The 20,640-nt window shown below is 62.2% G+C and carries 17 protein-coding genes and 1 riboswitch; of the genes, 7 read left to right on the top strand and 10 right to left on the bottom strand.

The window, feature by feature from the left end:
- Nucleotides 1-36 precede the first annotated feature (36 nt).
- From AOT96_RS13730 to AOT96_RS13700, 7 genes are all read right to left on the bottom strand, one after another.
- Nucleotides 37-930 (bottom strand): SGNH/GDSL hydrolase family protein, encoded by an 894-nt coding sequence (locus AOT96_RS13730; protein WP_065351879.1) that lies wholly within the window; start codon nucleotides 928-930, stop codon nucleotides 37-39.
- Nucleotides 931-1,088: 158 nt separating this feature from the next.
- A complete protein-coding gene (locus AOT96_RS13725) occupies nucleotides 1,089-2,483 on the bottom strand; it encodes a TerD family protein (protein ID WP_039972770.1) in 1,395 nt (464 codons plus the stop codon).
- A 27-nt stretch (nucleotides 2,484-2,510) separates the two neighbouring features.
- Complete coding sequence (locus AOT96_RS13720; protein ID WP_083197626.1) at nucleotides 2,511-3,368, bottom strand: HAD family hydrolase; 858 nt, start codon at nucleotides 3,366-3,368, stop codon at nucleotides 2,511-2,513.
- Nucleotides 3,365-4,474 carry a cysteine protease StiP family protein gene (locus AOT96_RS13715; protein ID WP_065351878.1) on the bottom strand — a complete coding sequence of 370 codons (1,110 nt, stop codon included), beginning with the start codon at nucleotides 4,472-4,474 and terminating at the stop codon, nucleotides 3,365-3,367. Before AOT96_RS13715 ends, AOT96_RS13720 begins: the two co-directional genes overlap by 4 nt.
- Nucleotides 4,471-5,760, bottom strand: a complete 1,290-nt coding sequence (locus AOT96_RS13710; protein WP_042452029.1) for a phosphoribosyltransferase family protein — start codon at nucleotides 5,758-5,760, stop codon at nucleotides 4,471-4,473. Before AOT96_RS13710 ends, AOT96_RS13715 begins: the two co-directional genes overlap by 4 nt.
- Nucleotides 5,757-6,914, bottom strand: a complete 1,158-nt coding sequence (locus AOT96_RS13705; protein WP_065351877.1) for an HpcH/HpaI aldolase/citrate lyase family protein — start codon at nucleotides 6,912-6,914, stop codon at nucleotides 5,757-5,759. Before AOT96_RS13705 ends, AOT96_RS13710 begins: the two co-directional genes overlap by 4 nt.
- Before the next feature lie 92 nt (nucleotides 6,915-7,006).
- On the bottom strand, nucleotides 7,007-8,152 hold the full coding sequence (locus AOT96_RS13700; RefSeq protein ID WP_064233754.1) for a hypothetical protein: 1,146 nt from the start codon (nucleotides 8,150-8,152) through the stop codon (nucleotides 7,007-7,009).
- Nucleotides 8,153-8,395: 243 nt separating this feature from the next.
- On the opposite strand from AOT96_RS13700, the gene AOT96_RS13695 reads away from it, so the two are divergent.
- The 6 genes from AOT96_RS13695 to AOT96_RS13670 all read left to right on the top strand — a co-directional run bounded on the left by AOT96_RS13695 (nucleotide 8,396) and on the right by AOT96_RS13670 (nucleotide 14,830).
- Complete coding sequence (locus tag AOT96_RS13695; protein ID WP_003941199.1) at nucleotides 8,396-8,971, top strand: TerD family protein; 576 nt, start codon at nucleotides 8,396-8,398, stop codon at nucleotides 8,969-8,971.
- 137 nt (nucleotides 8,972-9,108) lie between these two features.
- A complete protein-coding gene (locus AOT96_RS13690) occupies nucleotides 9,109-10,233 on the top strand; it encodes a DUF475 domain-containing protein (RefSeq protein WP_054781742.1) in 1,125 nt (374 codons plus the stop codon).
- A 229-nt stretch (nucleotides 10,234-10,462) separates the two neighbouring features.
- Entirely contained in the window at nucleotides 10,463-12,457 is a 1,995-nt protein-coding gene (locus AOT96_RS13685; RefSeq protein WP_042922784.1) for a TerD family protein, read from the top strand.
- 2 nt (nucleotides 12,458-12,459) lie between these two features.
- On the top strand, nucleotides 12,460-12,936 hold the full coding sequence (locus AOT96_RS13680; RefSeq protein WP_042922718.1) for a GNAT family N-acetyltransferase: 477 nt from the start codon (nucleotides 12,460-12,462) through the stop codon (nucleotides 12,934-12,936).
- Nucleotides 12,937-12,954: 18 nt separating this feature from the next.
- Nucleotides 12,955-13,404, top strand: coding sequence for a GNAT family N-acetyltransferase (locus tag AOT96_RS13675; RefSeq protein WP_083197624.1), 450 nt, complete (start codon nucleotides 12,955-12,957; stop codon nucleotides 13,402-13,404).
- Nucleotides 13,405-13,468: 64 nt separating this feature from the next.
- Nucleotides 13,469-14,830, top strand: coding sequence for a lipase family protein (locus AOT96_RS13670; protein ID WP_065351876.1), 1,362 nt, complete (start codon nucleotides 13,469-13,471; stop codon nucleotides 14,828-14,830).
- Nucleotides 14,831-14,848: 18 nt separating this feature from the next.
- On the opposite strand, the gene AOT96_RS13665 is transcribed toward AOT96_RS13670, so the two are convergent.
- From AOT96_RS13665 to AOT96_RS13655, 3 genes are all read right to left on the bottom strand, one after another.
- Nucleotides 14,849-15,553, bottom strand: a complete 705-nt coding sequence (locus AOT96_RS13665; RefSeq protein ID WP_003941187.1) for an MgtC/SapB family protein — start codon at nucleotides 15,551-15,553, stop codon at nucleotides 14,849-14,851.
- Nucleotides 15,554-15,562: 9 nt separating this feature from the next.
- Nucleotides 15,563-18,256 (bottom strand): magnesium-translocating P-type ATPase, encoded by a 2,694-nt coding sequence (mgtA, locus tag AOT96_RS13660; RefSeq protein ID WP_054187875.1) that lies wholly within the window; start codon nucleotides 18,254-18,256, stop codon nucleotides 15,563-15,565.
- A gap of 348 nt (nucleotides 18,257-18,604) precedes the next feature.
- Nucleotides 18,605-18,778: riboswitch (M-box (ykoK) riboswitch) on the bottom strand.
- Nucleotides 18,779-18,823: 45 nt separating this feature from the next.
- Entirely contained in the window at nucleotides 18,824-19,408 is a 585-nt protein-coding gene (locus AOT96_RS13655; RefSeq protein WP_029254386.1) for a TetR/AcrR family transcriptional regulator, read from the bottom strand.
- Nucleotides 19,409-19,534: 126 nt separating this feature from the next.
- On the opposite strand from AOT96_RS13655, the gene AOT96_RS13650 reads away from it, so the two are divergent.
- The gene (locus AOT96_RS13650) at nucleotides 19,535-20,638 is read left to right on the top strand and encodes a membrane protein (RefSeq protein WP_003941129.1); all 1,104 of its coding nucleotides are present in this window, start codon (nucleotides 19,535-19,537) and stop codon (nucleotides 20,636-20,638) included.
- The last annotated feature ends 2 nt before the right edge of the window (nucleotides 20,639-20,640 follow it).

Raw genomic sequence — 20,640 nt, 5'->3', positions numbered from 1 at the left:
ACAGCAGCGAACTATGCCATGACCGGGCTCTCTCGGTCAGCCTTGCACGTCCGCCACCACTAGATCGGCCACCGCGGTCATCCCAGCGTCCGTGAAGTGCAAGCGCTGCGCCGTCGACTCCGAGAACAGGCCTTCGAACCAACGCTGATCTGCACTCGCACATGCGTCGTGCCCGCCGGCGATGCTCGCCGCCGCAATGTCGACAGTGCGCACACCGTGGGCGTGGGCGACCTCGTCGAACTTCGTGTTGTAGCGAGCGAAGTAGTCCATGAACCAGGATGCGTCGGCGTCTGAGAACGGAATGTTCGGCCAGCATCCGCGAGAGGAGATCATGCCGCCCTCTCCGATCAGGTAGATGCGAGCGTTAGGCGCGCGCTGCGTGACCGCAGTCAGGATGCGATCCAATTCTCCGGCAGCCCGGTCGATTCCGGATTGGGCGACGGAATTCGCGAGCGGGTCGTACCGGCATCGACGATCGGTTCCTGGCCCCGGAGCGACGCACAGGGGACCGAGGAAGATGCTGTTGGAGTCGTTGCCGCCGATCGAGATGGTGATCAGGTCGGTGTCCGGGTGAACGGCATCGAGTTGGACAGGCCAGTAGTTCGGAATCAGCTGTGGAGTGTCGATGATGTTCTCGGCGCGTGCCGCGCTGCAAGAGACGTCGGCGAACTCCGCGACCTCGAGTGCCCGAGAGATCTTGCCCGCGAAGTTCTCGTACGAACGCGAACAGGCGTCGGGGTACATCGGTTCCAGCCTTGGGCCGGAGGCGCGGGAGTCACCGAGGGCGACGTACTTGATCCCGGTGCCGGATACACCTGACAGCGTTTCCGACTGCGGCACCGAAGCCTGCGCGATTCCGGTGCTCACGAGCGCCAGCACAACGCCTGCGACGTCCGCCGCCCGACCGAGAAGTTTCCCTCGAATGATCATCTACTGTGCCAAGTCCTCTCGCGCACGGCCGCTCGACTGACGGCTCGACATGCCGCATGAGGTTAACGCACAGAGGGGGAAACGATGTCCGGTTCGACGGACGGCGATCGAAATCACCTACCGCCGAACCGGATTCATCTCGACTATGCAGTCTCGACTCAAGCAGTGAGGAAACGGCCCAGCTGCGGCGCAGCTTCTCCTGCGTGCTTGGCCTGGATACCTTCACCGATGGCCTGCAGCTTCCATTCACCGTTCACGCGGTACACCTTTGCCATCACCATTCCGGTGAAAGCCATGCCGCCCTGGAGCGTGTATCGAGCGAGCTCGGAGTTGGTGGTGCTGTCCACGAGACGGCAGAAAGCGTTGGAGACCTGCTCGAACGTGTGTCCGCGGTACGAGGTCACGGTGAAGATCACGGTGGTCACGTGAGCCGGGACCCGCTGCAGATCGACGAGCATGACCTCGTCGTCGCCGTCTCCGTCGCCGGTCAGGTTGTCACCCATGTGACGGACCGAGCCGTCCTTGGACGTCAACTGACCGTAGTAGCAGACGTCGACGAGGTTGCCGTCGGCGTACAGGAGTGCCGAAGCGTCGAGGTCGACGTCGGCGGTACGGCTTCCGAACAGGCCGCTCTTCTTGATCGGATCCCAACCCAGACCCATCTGGATCATGGTGAGCGCGACGCCGCCCTCCTTGCGGAGTGTGACCTTCTGTCCCTTGGTCAGGCTGACGGGGCGTCCCTTGACCAGGCTCACCTCGGGCTGCTGCGCCGGCGGCTGGTTCTGCACGGGAGGCGCCGGGGGTGCCTGGTTGTACGTCGGCTGCTGGTTGTACGCAGGCTGCTGCGCCGGCGGGTAGGCCGGCGGCGTCGGTCCCTGGTTGTAGGCAGGCGGCTGGTTGTACGCGGGCGGGGCCGGCGGAACCGGCGGCGCGTTGTACGAAGGCTGCTGCTGCGGCGGCTGGTTGTACGCCGGCGGTGTAGGAGCGACGGACGAGGGCGGGGTGATCGGCGCCGGAGCCGCGACCGGAGTGGGCGGCGGCGGCGCGGGCGCATCGTCGACCGACACACCGTGATCGGTGACCAGCGCGGCAAATCCACCCGCGTACCCCTGGCCGACGGCGCGCACCTTCCACGCACCCTGGCGTCGGTACACCTCGAGCGCGATGACGATGGACTCGGTGGTGAGGCCGTCGATCACGTACTCGTACAACACGTTCCCGGCCGCATCGGAGACCCGAGCGGTCGGTGCAGCAGTGCGCCCGAAGTTCGACGAAGCGTCGTCGAGCGTGATGACGGCGCGAACCTGCTCGATATCGGCGGGTACGCCGGCGAGTGAGACTCGGAGTGAGGCAATGCCACCCGGGTTGGGTACCAATTGCACGCCGGGTCCGGTCGGCTGGTTGAAGAAGACGAAGTCGGCGTCGGAACGAACTTTTCCGTTGCTCGTCACGAGGAGTGCAGACAGGTCAGCGGCCGCAGCCAGCTGAACCGAGACAACTACATCCGAGACGTCCAGCGGGCCGTTCTGCCCTTTGGCAAGCGATACAGACAACTAAATCCCCTTCATAGAGAGCGTGTATTACCCGAGCGCGGAAGAGAACCACCGCAAGATCTCCGCGCTCGCTGCGATACCGGACCTTTCTGTCACAGTAACGGTCGGCCGTTGCCAATTCAGTTCTTCCAGCTCACCGTGCCTGGGCCTGATCGCGAAATCGGAGTATTCGAGCATGTCCGCATCCAATGCGCCGTCACCAGCCGAGATCACGACGGCGGACTGATCCAGATCACCCGACTCGACCAGTCTGCGGCGCACCTCTGCCAGCGCTCGTGACTTCGAGACCGCGTCGGGCATCGTGTAGATCTTGCGGCCTTGACGCGAGACGTTCCAGCCCCGCGTCACGCACCACCCATTCCATTCGGTTTCGAAATCACTCGGCATCACGGCCAGATCGACGACCAGGTATGGAAACAGGTCGTCGGCAACACGAATGGAGCTGACCCAGCTCGAGTCGATCCGCGATTCCAGTTCCGCCTGAACCTGCGGCAACTCGGCGCCGGACTTACGGGTCGAACGGTCGATCTCGTTTCGCCAGTCGCGATCGGCTTCGCCGTCTACGAGGATGTTTCCGCCGTTGCTCGTGATCGCGTACTTCCACGGTCCGCCGGGAAGATCGATCCGCTGGAACTGCGCAATGGTCCTGGTCGTCGTCGGAATTACCGGAACCCGCGAGCTGAGCGCGGTCAGCAGTTCGATCGATTCGACGCTCATGTGCGAGAGCGGACCGCCGTTGTAGTACTCGACGCACAGCGGGCTCGGTGCCGAATCCAGGTCGGAGCCACTGGGATCGCCGCCGATCGCGGCCTGCGAATAGATCATCGTGCGGTCCAGATCCGTGGCGATCAGGATCTGGGACGCAGCGGTGTCCACACGGCTCACGTGATGTCCTTGATCAGGCCGACACACGAGTAGGCGAGATCCGGGACGACCTCGACCGGGACCCCACGGGCCTGTGCCAACAACCGGATGTGTGCGTGCTCCGGGGCTTCGAGTTCGCGCACCAGAACCTTCCAGGGAAGCCGGCGCAGCAGCACCCTGGTTGTTTCTCCGACACCGGGTTTGACGAAGTTGACCGTCGAGATCCCGTACTCGGCCTGCACCTTCTCCACCGACTCCCAACCGGCCCAGGTCGGCGTCCGATCGGAATCGAGCACTGCAGCAAGAGAATCCGCTGCGTCGCCGCGAACCGAATCGAACTCGGCCGAGACCACGTTGAGCAACCTGTTGGAAACGTCGACGTCGGAGAGGTCGGCGTAGAACTTGGCGCCGTGGAAATCGCCGGGCCCGATGAGGGTGTCGTTGAGGACAGTTCGTGAGACCAAGCCGGACACCGTCGAATTGAGGCACGCCGACGCGATCAGGAAGTCGTCACGGGTCCCGTACGTTCGCACGCAGTGTCCGGGGTCGGCGAGAACAGCCAGATCGGAGTCGAACTTCGCTCCGCCTGCCTCGTGGTACTCCGTCAACGCTGCGTCGAGTTCGCGGGCGATGGCGCCCTTGCCCGTCCAGCCGTCGACGAAGACGACGTTCTCCGAGTCGTGATGGTGCGCAAGATAATCGAGTGCGACGGAATCGATTCCTTTGCCACGGACGATGGACACCGCATAGTGCGGCAACGTCAACCCGCGGGTCTGCTGGGCCCAGCGCCGCATCAGAATCCCGATCGGTGTTCCGGCCCGGGCGAGTGAGACCAGCGTGATGTCACTCCCCCGCTCGGCCAAGACCAGGTCCATCACGGTCCCGACAGCGCGCGCCAACCGTGGAGCGCTCTCGGCGAGCACCGTCTCGAAAAGATCCCGGTATGCCTGATCGGGTTGGTACTCGATGGGAAGAGACTCGGCATAGTGCGCCTCACCCGACTGAATACGCTTCTCGCGCACGGATACATCCGCTTCGAGATCCACGTGCGAGAGATCCTTGAGCAGCCACTTCACTTCGCCCGGCGCGTACGAACCGAATTCGGGCCCGACCAATGGTTCGTTCATGACGAGCTCCCTGCTCTGGAATCTCGCAGCGCCGACGGATCGGCCCCGCGAACGGTGGCGACCAGGACGTCGGTGCCGGAGTTCCGCAACACCTCGACCACTCCGTCCATCGCCGTCAACCGATCGGTGTCGGCGGGCTCGTCGATGACCAGCAACGCAAGGGCGTCGACCGCCGCATCAGGCCACTGCGCGTTGTAGACGAATCGAGGCTCGTTCTCGCCCAGTTCGGGCGCCGGAAAGGTGAACCCGCGACGCAGCGGGTATCCCGGCACGTCAACGACGTAGGCGGGTGAACGCGTCGTGGTCTGGTAACGAACTGCTCGCCCAGAGCTTTCCAAGCCCGCAGCGATGCGCAGTGGCAGGTACATCAACTCCTCGTGACCGATCACGATCACAGCACGCGACGCGTCGATCGACGATTTGAGAATGGACACCGCTGCCTCGACGGCTGACTCGAATGCCGCGGTGTCGCCATCGAGAAAGCCGTGCCTGCCACCGTCGGGGACATGTGCCGGCCACGGCAGATCCATCTGAGACAGCGTGCCGCGGCGATCACCGATCGGATTGAGATCCGGAGCATCCAGCGCCGTGACGCGCTCGGTCAGGCCGTCGGGCAGGACCGTCGAACCCGAAGCGAGAGAGACGTAGTCGATTCGTACATTCAACTCTGCCGCCGCGGCTTCGCCGGCGACTCGGTGTTCCTCGGTTCTCATGTCCACCAGCGAGGCCACGACGTAGCGGCTTCGCGGGCATTGCCCGTGCAGCGCCCGGATGGCATCGATCGCGGTGGCGCCGGTGGAGATCTCGTCGTCGACGAGGACCAGAGGCAGGTCGTTCTCGAACAGTTCGGCGGACGTCGGCTGCATCAGATGGCTCGTGGCGTGCGAGTGCCCCTCCTCGAATCCGGCGAGCGTCGTAGCCCCTGGTACGTCTCGGCGCGTGGAGTGCAGGTAGCAGTGAGCGTGCAGGCGAGCTGCGACGCAGTGGCCCAAACCTGTTGCGGTTTCGGCAAATCCGAGAACGACGACGTCGACACCCTCACCGAGGGTTGTCCGCACCAGATCGCCGAGGTCGTCGGCAGCGCCGATGACCACGGACGGCTCGGTGGGCACGTGCTTTCCCAGCACGGTGGACACCAGCAGATGAGCGCGACGCGGATTCCGCCGAAGTCCCGGGATCACCAGATCGGGCACCGAATGCCCGAGTGACGAATCACCGTGAACGAGGTCCAAGCCGAATTCTGCTGTAGCCCAGGGAACGTCCTTGGACTGGACAAGCTCTGTCATCGATCGACCAACGCCGTCAGCAACTCGACGAACGTGATTCCCTTGTTGGTCACACCGAACACGTGAGCTCGGAGCGCAGTCTGATGGGCCCAATTGCGGTGCGGCTTCATCTCGTTCATCTTGTTCCGGTAGCCGGACGCCTGAACTCCCCCGGCGTCGGCACCGAGAATGTCGAGGGCATCGTGATATTCCTCGTGCGTGACAGCGGACAATGCATTGACCGCTGCGACGTGCGACGGGTGGATGACCGTCTTGCCCTGGATTCCGTTGGCTCGGTCCAGCGCGATCTCACGGAGCAGACCGTCGAGGTCGCGGCTGACGAGATGCTGACGGAACCGGACGGCGTCGTGTTCCTCGAACGGGGTGGCGCGCAGCATCGGCCGGAACATGCGTTCGTGATCGGCGAAGTACTCCCACACGGGCCCGGTGATGACAAAACCCGAACCGTCCGCGCGCCCGAGATAGTTGACGATGTCGGCGATGACGTCGACCACCACGCGCACGTCGTAGATGGTCAGATCGCGGTCACGACGGATGCCGAAAGTGCTGCACATGTCGGTGGCGCCGATGCGGACGGCAAGGATTCGATCGCGGTGTTGCGCGAGAATCCCACTGATGGTGCGCAATTCGAGATCGCGAGTATCGCGGTGCACAAGCGCGGGTGATTCGAGTACCGGCATCGCGTAGAGATGCTTGCCCAGCAACTCGGATGCGTCCGCGACGGCGTCGAGGAACACAGGGCCGGACTCGCTGCCGAACTTCGGGATGACGAACCCGGTGAGCGCGGCGCGCCCCTCGGTCAACGACGCGGCGACCTTGTGGATGTCCGCGACTTCACGAACCCGCACGAACAGCAGCATGCCGACGGCGTCGGTGGACGCGATCTTGTCGAGAGCGTCGACCGCGTTCGCTCGCGCCGATTCGACCTCGTGATCGGCGACGGCATCCTCGAGATCGAGCACCATCGAACTGACGCCCTCGGACGCACGCTTGGACACGATGTCGGCCAACCCGGCCCGGGTGGCAGGAACGTAGAGAGTTGCACCCAGAGCAATCGCGAGCAGATCCCTCTCGTCGGAATCCGCGAACGATCGAGGCGCATGCAGGAACAGTTGCTCCCGCACGTCATCCTCGAGATGTTGAAAGTGCTGCATTTCTCTTCTCTCTGTAACCGCAATCAAGTCCATGAAACGACCCCCTGTGACAACGCGTCGGGCAACTCCGATCCCCCGATCGGCCCGACCATTCAGTTTTTGCCGGCTCGCGCCCGCATCTTCTCGACAACTTCGGTGATGAACGTCGATACCGAGTCCAGCTGTAATACATACGACCAGTAGTCCGGATGAGTTCCCGACAGTGACGCACTCGCTCGCTCGATCCTTGCTAGTTGAGCATCGAGTACAGAGCCCCACTCCGCCACCAACCCTTGGTTAACAGCGAACATCTGGGCGTCTTTCAGCCGGAAACGAACCTCACGTTCCTTTTGGCTCGGATCTGCCCGAACTGCACGCAGAGTAGCGAGACGGTCCGTCACGGCGTCGGCACACGCTTCGGCGTCGGCGAGGTGCACGCGGGCTTCGGCCATCAAAGCCAGTGCATGTTCGGGGTTTCCCGCAGCCAACGACTGCTTCGCTTCCTTGAGATCGATGTCGGCCTGATCGATATGTGCTCGGCTGCGACTGCTGTTGTCGACGAGGTCAGCGGAACTCGCGGCGTTGAACTCGCGCAGCAATGCGGAGTACGCCGGATCCAGGCGGTCCACTCGAGTGCGCACTGCCGACAACCTGGTCGAGACCGAGGAAATCGTCATCTCGGCACGGTGCTGGGTCGACGGGGCTTCTGCCAATGCTTCCTCGAGCGCCGATACCGCTTCGCGGACACTCTCGGCCCGCGTGCGGACTGCGTCGGCGCGACCGGATGAGCGCGCATTGTCGAGCGCTGCAACCGCGTCGTCGAGGTGTTCGGAGGCCGTCACCACCGACGGGTACTCGCGATAGCGCTGATCGGTGGCAGCCAGTTTTTCCCGGACGGCGTTCGCCAGGGTTCGGGCCTGCTGGCCGAGGACGGGAATGGCGGACATCGTGACCGTCGCCTGCTCGAGGTGCGCACGATGCCCGTTGTAGAAGGCGTCGACGCCCTTCGCCGCCTCGACGAGTTCGGCTACCGACTTTTCGAATGCCACCCGAGCACCGTTCGGGTTCTGGTGAAGTACCTGATCGTTGCCATAGCGCTCGGATGTGTCGAGGTAGTCCGACGCAGCCTGGAAGCACCGATCCCGAACGGGTTCCCACGCAGCGCGCAGCCCTCGCTCGGGGTACAGCTCGGCGGAAGCGTCGACTGCTGCCGACGCGATGGTCTGCCGCTTGTCCATGTCGAGGAACGCCGAAACCATGGCCGTCTGCGCCTCCCGCGCACGACTGACCGACTCCCCCACTCTTGCCCCCCGATTGAAGCGCTCCGACCATCTTCCCACCACGATTGAATCCTACGGGTCCAGCACTTCGCTTCTCGGTTCGTAATTCTGCTGTTACGGCGAACACACCGGAACTGCGGTTAGGGTGGTGGAGGTAAACACACTCCCAAGACGACTTCGCGTCGTAGTGGGCCTTGTCTCTCCTCTTGAAAGGACCCCTGAATGGGCGTCAGCTTGACCAAAGGCGGCAATGTCTCTCTCACGAAGGAGGCCCCGAACCTGACTGCAGTGGTCGTCGGCCTGGGCTGGGACGCGCGTTCCACCACCGGAGCTGCTTTCGACCTCGACGCCAGCGCAATCGGCGCAGGCTCGAACAAGAAGGTCCTCTCCGACCAGCACTTCATCTTCTTCAACAACCTCCGTTCGCCCGACGGCTCGATCGAGCACAAGGGTGACAACACGGACGGCGAAGGCGAAGGCGACGACGAGCAGATCGACGTGAACCTCGCAGCGGTTCCCGCCGAGGTCGAGAGCGTTGTCTTCCCCGTCTCGATCTACGACGCAGAAGCTCGCTCGCAGTCCTTCGGCCAGGTCCGCAACGCGTACATCCGCGTCGTCGACAAGTCGAACGGCAACGAGCTCGCTCGTTACGACCTCTCCGAGGACGCTTCCACCGAGACCGCCATGGTCTTCGGTGAGCTGTACCGCAACGGTGCAGAGTGGAAGTTCCGCGCAATCGGCCAGGGCTACGCGTCCGGCCTCGCGGGCATCGCGCGCGATTACGGCGTCAACGTCTGATCTTCGCTCTCGACGAGCTGACTCGGGGAAGGTTCCGCAGTAGTCTGTGGAACCCTCCCCGTTTTCACGTTCGGATGCGGTGAGAGACCGCTTGCAGTAACCACTCTGCATTGACCAACTAGAAAGGGCCACGCTCCGTGGTACTGCGAATATTCGGTTTATCCATCGCAATTTCGATCCTCGCGATGATCGTTGCGTTCATCTACGGCGGACCCGAGGCACTGTTCCTCGTCATCATCCTGTCGATTCTGGAAATCTCGCTTTCCTTCGACAACGCCGTCATCAACGCCACTGTTCTGCAAAGAATGAGTGAATTCTGGCAGAAGATCTTCCTCACCATCGGCGTCATCATCGCCGTCTTCGGTATGCGTCTGGTGTTCCCACTCGTGATCGTCTGGGCTGCATCCGGTCTCGGACCCGTTGCTGCACTCGACCTCGCGCTCAACCCGCCGCCGGACGGTGCAGCGTACTTCCCCGGCACGAACGAGCCGAGCTACGAAACCATCCTCACGGACGCTCACCCGCAGATCGCTGCCTTCGGTGGCATGTTCCTGCTGATGCTCTTCCTCGGTTTCATCTTCGAAGAGCGTGAGATCACCTGGCTGTCTTGGCTCGAGAAGCCCCTCGCTCGCATCGGCAAGCTCGATCAGCTCTCCGTCGTCGTGGCCGGCATCGTCCTGGTACTGAGTGGTTCGTTCCTCGCCGCTGACGACAAGGTCTCCACCGTCATGATCTCGGGCGTTCTGGGCATGATCACCTACATCGCGGTCAACGGCTTGGGTGAACTGTTCAATCTGCCGGAAGAAGGCGAAGAGGAAGAAACCGCCAAGTCCGGCGGCCCCACGCAGCTCGCGAAGGCGACCGGTAAGGCCGGCTTCTTCCTGTTCCTCTACCTCGAGGTCCTCGACGCGTCCTTCTCGTTCGACGGCGTCATCGGCGCATTCGCCATCACGGCAGACCCGATCATCATCGCCCTCGGCCTCGGCTTCGTCGGCGCGATGTTCGTCCGTTCCATCACGGTCTTCCTGGTCCGCAAGGGCACGCTCTCCGATTACGTCTACCTCGAGCACGGTGCGCACTGGGCCATCGGCGCTCTGGCCGTCATCTTGATGGTGTCCATCGGCGTTCACATCAACGAGATCATCACCGGCCTGGTCGGTGTCTTCTTGATCGGCGCTGCTTTCATCAGCAGCCTCATTCGCAACAAGCGAATCGCGAACGCAGATCCGAAGTTGGACGAGAACACTCCGGCAACTGTCTGACGTTCTTTTTCACGAAACGCCCGCGACCAATTGGTTGCGGGCGTTTTGTTTGTTATGCCTGAATTGAAACTCTCTGCATTCCCAGCCGCGCGCCAATTGTTCAGCCGCGCGCCAAATTCAGCCTGCGGCTGAACAATTGCCCTGCGGATTCGAAACCACACAAAATTCGATCTGCCCCTGGACAATCAAGATGCGAAATCCGACTGTGCACAGCGATGAGGGGAAATTCGTGGAAGACCAATTTCTGTCCAAAGGCCAGAACATCGAGCTCCCCGACGAACTCGATCAGATCGACATCGTGATCACCTGGGACAATACGGAATTCGGTGTCGATGCCTCGGCATTGCTTCTGGGTGCCGACGGAAAAGTCAGGTCCGACGCGGACTTCGTCTTCTACAACCAACAGGAATCTGCTGACGGCTCGGTTCGCTATCTCGGCCGCCGCGAAGCCGAATCCGGTCCGCACGAGCGCCTCCTCGTCCACCTCGCTGCTGTACCCGATCAGGTCGACGCGATCGCTTTGATAGGCAGCGTCGACACCGGCTCTTTCGGCGACCTCGGCAAACTTGCGCTCCAACTGGTTGATTCCGGTGGCTCTCCTATCGCCGAATACGTCACCGCCGACGCGTCCACCGAAACCGCATTCGTCTTCGGCCAGGTCTATCGACGTAGCGGGAAGTGGAAACTTCGCGCAATCGGCCAAGGTTGGGCATCAGGCCTCGCCGGGCTCGCCGAAGACTTCGGAGTCGACGTGAGTGAGGATGCCCCCGTCGAGGAGCCTGGGTCACCTGAGCTCGAGGCAATCCAACCGATATCGGAACAGGAACCGTCAGTCACAGAGCCCTCAACGCCCGCGAAGCCCGTCCGACAGCGTGGTGTTCGTACAGCGAAGCCGGTGCCCAAGAAAGCCCCACTACCCGAATTCAAGCACGCAGAGTCCGAGGCCTGGCAACCTGCACGACTCTTCTCGGTGATCGGCGTCGGAACCGGTGAGGAACAAGAACGACGCACAACGTCGGCATTGGTTTCCACGATGCAAGCGGTTCCATTGTTTGCGCGGGCGGTTTCGTCCCGCGTGGGCGCGCCGGCCGGCTCGTTCGAGGGCTATGTCGAAGTTCCCTACGTCAAAGGTGAATCTCGGGTGATCCCGGATGCGGTGTGGCGCATCGCCCGCGGAAGCCGGCTCTGGACCGGCTTGCTCGAGGCAAAGACTGGAGCAGGCACCCATACCCGAGAGCAGCTCGAAAACTATCTCGACGTCGCCAAGAAGAACAAGTACGACGTCGTGATCAGCCTCTCCAACGACTTGCCTGCCGGCGCCGGCGAATTACCCGTCGAGGTGGACAAGCGCAAGCTCACCAAAGTTGCGCTGCGGCATCTCTCTTGGGCAGAAGTCATCCACGAGGCTCGGATGGTGCTCTCGCACGGCGGAATCGACAATCCGCTGCAAGGTTGGATTCTCAGCGAATTTCTCCGGTACATCGAACATCCCAAGTCCGGGGCCGCGGAGTTCGTCGACATGGGTCGGCACTGGGTATCGATACGCGATTCCGTGAGCGCCGGAACTCTACGTCCTGGAGATCCGAAGGCAGCGGCGGTCGCTCAGTCGTGGATCGCGCTCGCGCGGAACCTTGCGCTGCGGTTCACTGCAGATCTCGGTGTCGTCGTCAAACACGTGTTGCCCCGTCGGGTGGTCAACGATGCGGATGCGCGTACCGCGCTGACGGTCAACGAATTGGCGAACGACGGCACCTTCAGCGCCACCCTCCGAATCCCCGACGCAGCCGGAGAGCTACGGGTTACTGCTGATTTGAGAACCAACAAAGTGAGCTGCAGTACAACGGTTTCTGCACCAGACGAAGGCACTTCGGGAAAACGAGTCACCTGGGTTTTGCGTCAGTTGAAGAATGCTCCTGCCGAATTGTTGGTCGAAGCGTTGTTCACCGGCCCGGCCTCGTCGACTTGCGAGACCGTTGCATCCGCGCGCACAACGCCACGTCTGTTGACAGACAGTCAAGGCGGCCAACTCAGTTCATTCGTACTGACACAGTCCTTCACACTCGGCAGCAAGCGTTCGGGTACTGCTGCGAGTTTCATCAACAGTGTGACCAGTTCGGCCGAAATCTTCTACTCCGAAGTCGTTCAACCGCTCCGTGAATGGGTCCCCGCCGCCCCGAAGGCGTCCGATCTCCCTCGTGAAGAACAAGTCGACAACGAAGACTGACAATGAACGAGATAGTCATAGAGCGCGCAACGGACGAGGACGCCGCGGAAATCCTTGTTCTACAACGCTGTTGCTGGGTTTCGGAAGCAATCTCCAACAACAGCATGGACATACCCCCGCTCCACGAGGACCTACCCACGGTCCGAGCCTGGGTTCAGGAGTCGACTGTCTGGACCGCACGACGCGGCGGCCGGCTCGTCGGGGCCGTGCGAGGAACCGCGGACGGAACCGCATGGCAGATCGGTCGCCTCATGGTGGCACCGGACTTGGCGGGCAACGGCCTCGGCCGACGCCTCTTGCAGCACGTGGAACAGAACGCTCCGGAGCACATCACACGTTTCGAGCTGTTCACCGGAAGCAGGAGCCTGCGGAACATTCGCCTGTACACCCGAGCGGGCTACTCCCAATTGCCGCCGGACCCCAGCCACATCCCCGGAGTCGTCTACCTGTCCAAGCCGAACGCCATCAACTCCGACTGAACGGCGATACTGACTTCTGTGGTGAACATTCGCGTCGCAGCGCAGACAGACTTGCCGTTCTTACGTGAGCACGACTCGCACGTCGCTGCCGAGGAACTCGCGTCAGTGGTCCAACGCGGCCGGATACTCATCGCCGAGGACAACGGTAATCCAATCGGATGGCTGCGCTGGGGCTTGTTCTGGGACGAGATTCCGTTCATGAACATGCTGACCGTCCTGTCTTCGAACCGCGGCCAAGGCATCGGGCGCGCTTTGGTCACAGATTGGGAAAAACGCATGAGCCGCGCGGGACACTCGCAGGTCCTCACCTCCACACTCGCCGACGAATCAGCCCAGAACTTCTATCGCGCAATGGGATATACCGACGCGGGAGTTCTGTTACTCCCAGGCGAGCCCTCCGAAATCTTCCTACGCCGAGACCTCGAGCCTGCGCCCGATCTGACCGATCCCCACATTACCCACGAGTAATATATGGTGGTCGTCACACCACGATCTCAGGGTGGGGCGTGGCACACCAATGTGGAGGACGAGTATGTCGTCAAGGGTCTTATCTCGCGCAGTTGTCGGAGTACTCGCGGTTGCACTGACAGGCGTCGGTGCACCGGCAGCACTCGCGCAGCCAGCCCTTGCCAAGTCCCCCGATGACGGTTTCTACAGCTACGACGGCGCGGCACCCCTCTCGTCGTACGCCCCGGGTGCGGTACTCGAGACTCGCACCGTGCCGTACACCGTGCTCAACATCCCGACCCCGATACAGGCAGTCCAGGTTCTCTACCGATCAACCGACGCCCTGGGACAGCCGTCCGCCAACGTCACCTCGATCCTGCGCCCGGCCAACGCCCAACCGAACAAAGTTGTTTCGTACCAGTCCTTTTACGATTCGCTGAACCCCGACGACAGCCCGTCGCGAGCCATCGCGGGTAACACCCCGATCGGCGACTGGACTCCCAGCGGACGCAACTTCAACATCGGCGGTACCTTCACGTCCATCGAGGCAGCCTTGTTCGGGCCGCTCTTCGCATTGGGCTACACGATCGTCGTCCCGGACACCGAGGGCCCGGATGCAAACTTCGCTGCCGGACCCGAATACGGGATGATGACGCTCGACGCTCTGCGTGCCGCCCGCGATGTCCCGGAAACCGGAATCACCGACGACGCAGAGATCGCGCTGATGGGTTACTCCGGCGGAGCGATCGCCACCAACTGGGCTTCGATCCTCGCTCCCGCGTATGCACCGGAGATCAACGACAACTTGATCGGCGCCGCGCAGGGCGGCGTGCTGGTCAATCCGGCCAACAACCTTCGCTACGCAAGCGGAAGCATCGGGTGGGGCGGCGTTGTCGGCATGGCAGTCGTCGGCGTTGCGCGTTCGTACGACATCGATTTCGGGAAGTATCTCAGCGACCGTGGACGCGACGTCATGGCTCGACTCGAAGACGCGTCCATCGGCAATGTGCTGGCACAGTATCCCGGACTGACCTGGCAGGATCTGGTCAAACCCGAGTACGCCGATCCCAATACGGTTCCCGAGTACGTCGATGTCGTGAACAAGATCAACATGGGCACCGCGGCGACACCGACCATTCCGATGTTCATCGCGCAGGCGGCCAACGGCACCATCGAGGGCACCCAACCCGGAGGCCCCGGTGTCGGAGCGGGAGACGGCGTGATGATCACGGGCGACGTCCGCACCCTCGCACGCAAGTACTGCGACGCCGGCCTGGCGATTCAGTACGACCAGTACGACACCATCAGCCACTTCCTCGGCGCCATGCTCTGGCTCCCCGGTGCGCTTGCCTGGGTCGACGACCGCTTGAACGGCAAGCCTGCACCGTCCAACTGCGCGAACATTGCACCGGGGAACTCACTTGCGCCGCAAGAACATGCGCGCTGACTGACAGCGAGCCTGGATCTACTTCGACGGTTCCACCTCCCACCGAACGTGAGTCACCAACGGTTCAAGGCTAAGTCGGCTGACGGCGGATTCCAGGAGTCCGTCGTCACGCTCCGCGGCAGCCAGTTCGGCCACCACCCGCACGCGGTCGCTGTCCGGGATGTCGAAGGACTGCACTGACCGGAGCTGAAACTCGGGCCTCGAAATGGACTGCACGGTAAGACCTCTGATGTGAGCTTCGGCGTCGCCGTGACAGGTCACCTCGAAGGTGTAGTCCGCGGGTGGTTCTTCGCGTCCGGTTCGGGCAGGCTGGTGATCCATCATCCGGCCCAACGGCCTCAACAGCGTGTTCGCCAACATGATTGCGCCGGCACCGAACACCGCGACCCAGTACATTCCGCCACCTGCCAGTGCGCCGACGGCGGCAGTGGCCCACAGAGTGGCGGCAGTGTTCAGGCCGGTGACCGACGCACCCTGCTTCATGATCACTCCAGCACCGAGGAAACCGATCCCCGAGACGATCTGCGCTGCGACGCGCGTCGGATCAGCGTCCGGGCCCTGAAACCCGTACGCGCCCATGATGACGAAGAGCGTCGCACCCAAGCTCACCAACGCGTTGGTTCGCAGACCCGCCATCCTTGCGCGCCATTGCCTTTCGATCCCGACGGCAGCGCCGAGGACGAGCCCGAGCGCTATCCGCACAAGGATGACGTGGATTTCCACGGTGAACTCCTAGAGCCAGGTCGCGAATCGACGGATGAACATTCCCTTGGCCACCTGCGTGACGACGCAGTATGCCGCGAGAGTGAGGACCAGCCACGGGAAGTAGTTCCACGGCAGTGAAACCAACCCGAGGGAATGACCCCAGGACGTGAACGGGAACACCAGCGCGAAGACGCAGGCGGCGCCTGTGCTGAGCAGTACCGGCAGCGATGCACGCGACTGGATGAACGGGATCTTGCGGGTGCGGATCATGTGAACGATCAGCGTCTGCGAGATCAATGACTCGATGAACCAACCCGATTGGAACAGCGCTGCATGCTCGGGAGAGTTGGCGGCGAACACGAACCACATCAGCGCGAACGTCGAGATATCGAAGATCGAACTGATCGGGCCGATGAACACCATGAACCGGCGAAGGCTCTTGGTCTCCCACTTGCGGGGCTTCGCGAGGAAGTCGTCGTCGACACGGTCCCACGGGATCGTGAGCATCGAAAGATCGTAGATCAGGTTCTGCAACAACAGAACTACGGGAATCATGGGGATGAACGGCAGCAGGGCACTGGCGACGAGCACCGAGAAGACGTTCCCGAAGTTCGACGACGCAGTCATCTTGATGTACTTCTGGATGTTTCCGAAGGTACGACGCCCTTCGATGACTCCTTGTTCGAGTACACCGAGGTCCTTCTCCAGCAAGATGATGTCCGCGGATTCGCGGGCGATGTCCGCCGCTGTGTCAACGGAGATGCCGACGTCCGCAGCCCGCAGTGCGGGTGCGTCGTTGACACCGTCACCGAGGAAACCAACCGTGTGGCCGACCCGGCGCAGCGATTCGACAATGCGTGCCTTCTGCATCGGATCCGTCTTCGCGAATACGGTTGTCCGCTGCACCAACTCGTCGAGGGCGTCGTCGCTCAACGCTTCGATCTCGGCGCCGGATACAACAGCTCCCACGTCGATACCGACTTTGCCGCAGACGGTTTCGGCGACCAGTTCGTTGTCACCCGTCACTACCTTGACCGCGACTCCGTGGCTCGCGAGGGCTTCGATCGCCCCGGCCGCAGATTCCTTCGGCGGGTCGAGGAAGGCCAGCAGTCCAACCAGGGTCATGCCCTCTTCGTCGGCCGTCGAGTACTCGCGGCGCTGCTCTTCGACGACTGTCTTGGTTGCCACCGCAAGCACTCGCTTACCTTGACCGTTCAGCTCCGCGACCAGACGGTCGACTCGGGCCAGCCATCCCGGTGTCAATTGGTGGGTCACCCCGTCCAGTTCCACCGATTCACAGACCGAAAGGAGCTCTTCCACTGCACCTTTGGTTACGATCAGATCGGCGTCTCCGTGGTCGACCACCACGGAGAGTCGACGGCGCTTGAAGTCGAAGGGAATCTCGTCCACCAACCCGTGGCGACGCGAGATCTCCTCGACCACTTCGGGACCGGCGGCCTCGATCACCGCGTCGTCGAGAAGACTGCGCAATCCGGTCTGATTCACGGAATTGACCGCCGCTAGCCGCAATACGTCCTCGGACTTACGTCCGGCAGTATCGAGATGCTCACCGAGAACGATGCGGTCCTCGGTGAGAGTTCCGGTCTTGTCCGTGCACAGAACGTCCATGGCACCGAAGTTCTGAATCGCGTTGATCTGCTTGACGATCACCTTCTTGCGCGACATGTGGAGCGCACCCTTGGCCAGGTTCGCCGTCACGATGAGCGGCAACATTTCCGGAGTCAACCCCACCGCGGTGGCGACGCCGAAGAGTAGTGCTTGGCTCCAGTCCTTGGTCAGTCCGTTGATGATGAACACCGCGGGAACCATGATCAGCATGAACTTGATCAGCAGGTAGCTGACACTGCGCACCCCGACGTCGAAGCTGGTTTCGGGTCGCTTGGACGCCAATTGTGCTGTCATGGCACCGAAGTAGGTCCGCTTGCCGGTGTGTACCGCAACGGCGGTGCCACTGCCCGACACGACGGAAGTACCCATGAACCCGATGTTCTCGGCTTCGAGCAGGCGATCGACGTCGATCCCCGACGACGGGTCCGCCGACTTCTCGGCCGGCATCGATTCACCGCTGAGCATGGACTGATTGACCTGTAGATCCTTGGCCCGGATGATGCGGACATCGGCCGGGATCATGTCGCCGGCGGCAAGCTGGACTACATCACCTGGCAGTAACTGCTCGATCGGAATCTCAGCCGTGACCACGGTGTTGTTGATCTTGCGGGTGGCCGCGACGGTCGTCGTAACCATCGCCTTGAGCGCCTCGGCGGCGCGACTCGAACGGTATTCCTGCCAGAACCTCAGTGAGACACTGACAAAGATCATCAGCCCGAGGGTGATGATGCCCTCGTAGGAGGGACCGTCTTCCGGGTCTGCCCACACCACGTCGGTCCCGACCATGATCAGGGCGAGGAATACCAGGATCAGGATGAACGGGTTCTTGAAGGCCCCCGCGAACTGCACGATTGCCGGCGCCGGGCGGTCGTGGCGGACATCGTTGCGCCCGTATTGCCGACGAAGATCGTCGATCTGATCGTCGCGAAGGCCGTTGGCCGTCGTGGTCAGATCGGCGAGGACGGTGCGCGTGTCCGAGGCCGAGTAGTCGACCAATTCCTGTGCGCTTTCCTTTGCCAGGACTGTTGAATGTGTTTGTTGTGCACTGTTTCTCGTGGGCCGTGGCCGCAATGCGAGAACGGAAAATGACATGACGAATCTCCTCGGCTGCCCGAACACGCCGGACCATGCCAGTGCATGAGGGCAGCAGAATGCGCTGAGCGACAATGGAAGTCGTCAGCGGACGCGGCAAAGCCGCGCAGATGAAGCCGAGGATGCAAAGAGTCAGTGACTGAAGAGCAAAAGACCGGGGTGAGCATCGTCGGCAAGAACAGAAGGATGGGTCGAATATCGACTCGGCGGGTCGTCCACGATGGTCACCTCCTGAAAGTTCGGGGCGTCCGATGACGCCACACAAAGTACATGCGCACAGCACACGCCAGGAGAACCGAATATCGACGTACTCTCGCCTTCGCCGGAAGAAACCGGCATCAAGCTGCGAAAACACCTCCACGTCCGAGTTTTGGCACTGCACGACGTGTCCCGATCAAGACCGGGAAGCCACTTTGGATCACCCCTTAAGCCGGGGAGATCTGTCCTAACCTTGGGCGTCTCTCGACGTCGTGAGATCAGTGGCCTGTGTTCGTGCAGAAGCCTCACCTAACGAGGTACTGCACCCAGAGGGTAGTTCTCAAATCTGTTGCCTGTCAACCGAGCAACTCAGACGGCGGGCAATCCTGCCCGTGCGACGGCGCCGGCGAAGAGTGCCGTCACGGCGGCACCCATCACGCTCTGATCAACTTCTTCCGGATCCACCGAGTGCTCGAGAACGAGCCCGGATATCAAGGCCATCAACGAGATTGCAGTGGTCCGCACATCGAAGGAATCGTCCACTCCCCATTCGCGGGCACGTTCACCGATCAACTCCACGAGTTGACTGCGCAAGTGGCGACGCTCACGTAAGTACGCCTGAGCGATCTGCGGATCACGTCCGGCGAGCACTCCGAATTCGAGGACGAGCAGTGACCACCCCGGGTCGTCGACCATCCACGTTGCAATGGCCTCGCCACCTTTGCCCGCCGCGTCGGCCGGGTTCATCCCGGCGATCTCGGCAAGCACCCGGCCGGCCAGTTCGAGAGACCGTTGCGCGAACAGTTCGGCGAACAGATCCTGTTTCGACTCGAAGTTGGAGTAGACAGCCCCCTTGGTGAAGCCCGCTCGGCGAGCAACTTCAGTGAGACGTGCAGCACTGAATCCGCGCTCCGCAAACTCTTCCGCCGCAGCGTCGAGCAGTCTTTGCCGCACCACGTCACGTCCGGGGCGGGTTACCGGCGTCCAGTCCGGTTGACGAGATTCAGTCACGATACCTAGAGTATTCAATACCTCGGGTATTGACAAGCTCTTTACTTTCGACAAGATCAGGATTCTTTCGTGACCACTACGCATCCGGCACACGCCGCACCAGACAACAGCTCCACCCACGACGAACACCATCACGACAATCTGCTGGTGAAATACGGCGCACCCAAGGTGATGGCCGCGCTGTTCGTCGGCGTGCTCCTGCTGCAGATGGGCTTCATCCTCAGCTACGTCGCCGCCTTCCATCAGCCGACTCCGCGAGACATCGAAATCGCGGTCATCGCCGATCAGGGCACACCGGACGGCATGGATCAGCAGATCGCCGACAAACTCAACGCCATCGACGGCAGCCCGCTCGACGCTCAGGTGGTCGACAGCACGGCGACCGCTCGCCGCATGATCAACGACCGAGAGATCCAGGGCGCGTTTGTCATCAACCCGGCCGGGCCGGACACCCTGATCACCGCGAGCGCAGGCGGCAGCTCCATCGCGACGTCACTCGAAGCGGTGTTCACGAAGGTCGAGGCGACACAGGACCGACAGTTCGTCGTCCGCGACGAGATCCCCGTCGGAGCCCACGACAACCGCGGCCTCTCGGGCTTCTACCTCTCGGTCGGCTGGGTCGTCGGCGGCTATCTCCTCGCGGCAGCCATCGGACTGTTCATCGGTGCGCCGAAGACTCTCCGCCAGGCAAGCGCACACACGGGCGTGATCGCGATCTACTCGATCATCTCGGGAGCTCTCGGCGCCCTCATTACCTCACACGTACTCGGAACTTTCGCGGGCCACTGGTTCCCGCTGTGGATCCTGGGAACAGCCGTGGTGTTCGGCACCGCCATGTTCACACTCGGATTGCGCGCTGCCATCGGCGTTCTGGCAGTCCCGCTGGCTATCGCCGTCTTCGTGATTCTCGGCAATCCCAGTGCGGGAGGCGCATTCGGCTCCAACGTGATTCCCTCGTTCTATGCCGCCATCGGCCGATGGATCACACCTGGCGCCGGCACCGAAGGCGTGCGGAGCATCGTCTACTTCAACAACGTCGGCGTCGGCCAGCCTGCTCTGACGCTTTTCCTGTACGCACTGATCGGTGCGGTCATGCTGTTCGGCTTTACGATCCGTCGCAACCGAAAGTCCACCGACACGACGCCGACTCCAGCTGTGGCGAACGCCGACTAGTC

The sequence above is a fragment of the Rhodococcus sp. 008 genome (assembly GCF_001682295.1).
GTDB classification, from domain to species: domain Bacteria; phylum Actinomycetota; class Actinomycetes; order Mycobacteriales; family Mycobacteriaceae; genus Rhodococcus_F; species Rhodococcus_F qingshengii.
This window is presented reverse-complemented; position numbering and strand designations above follow the sequence as displayed.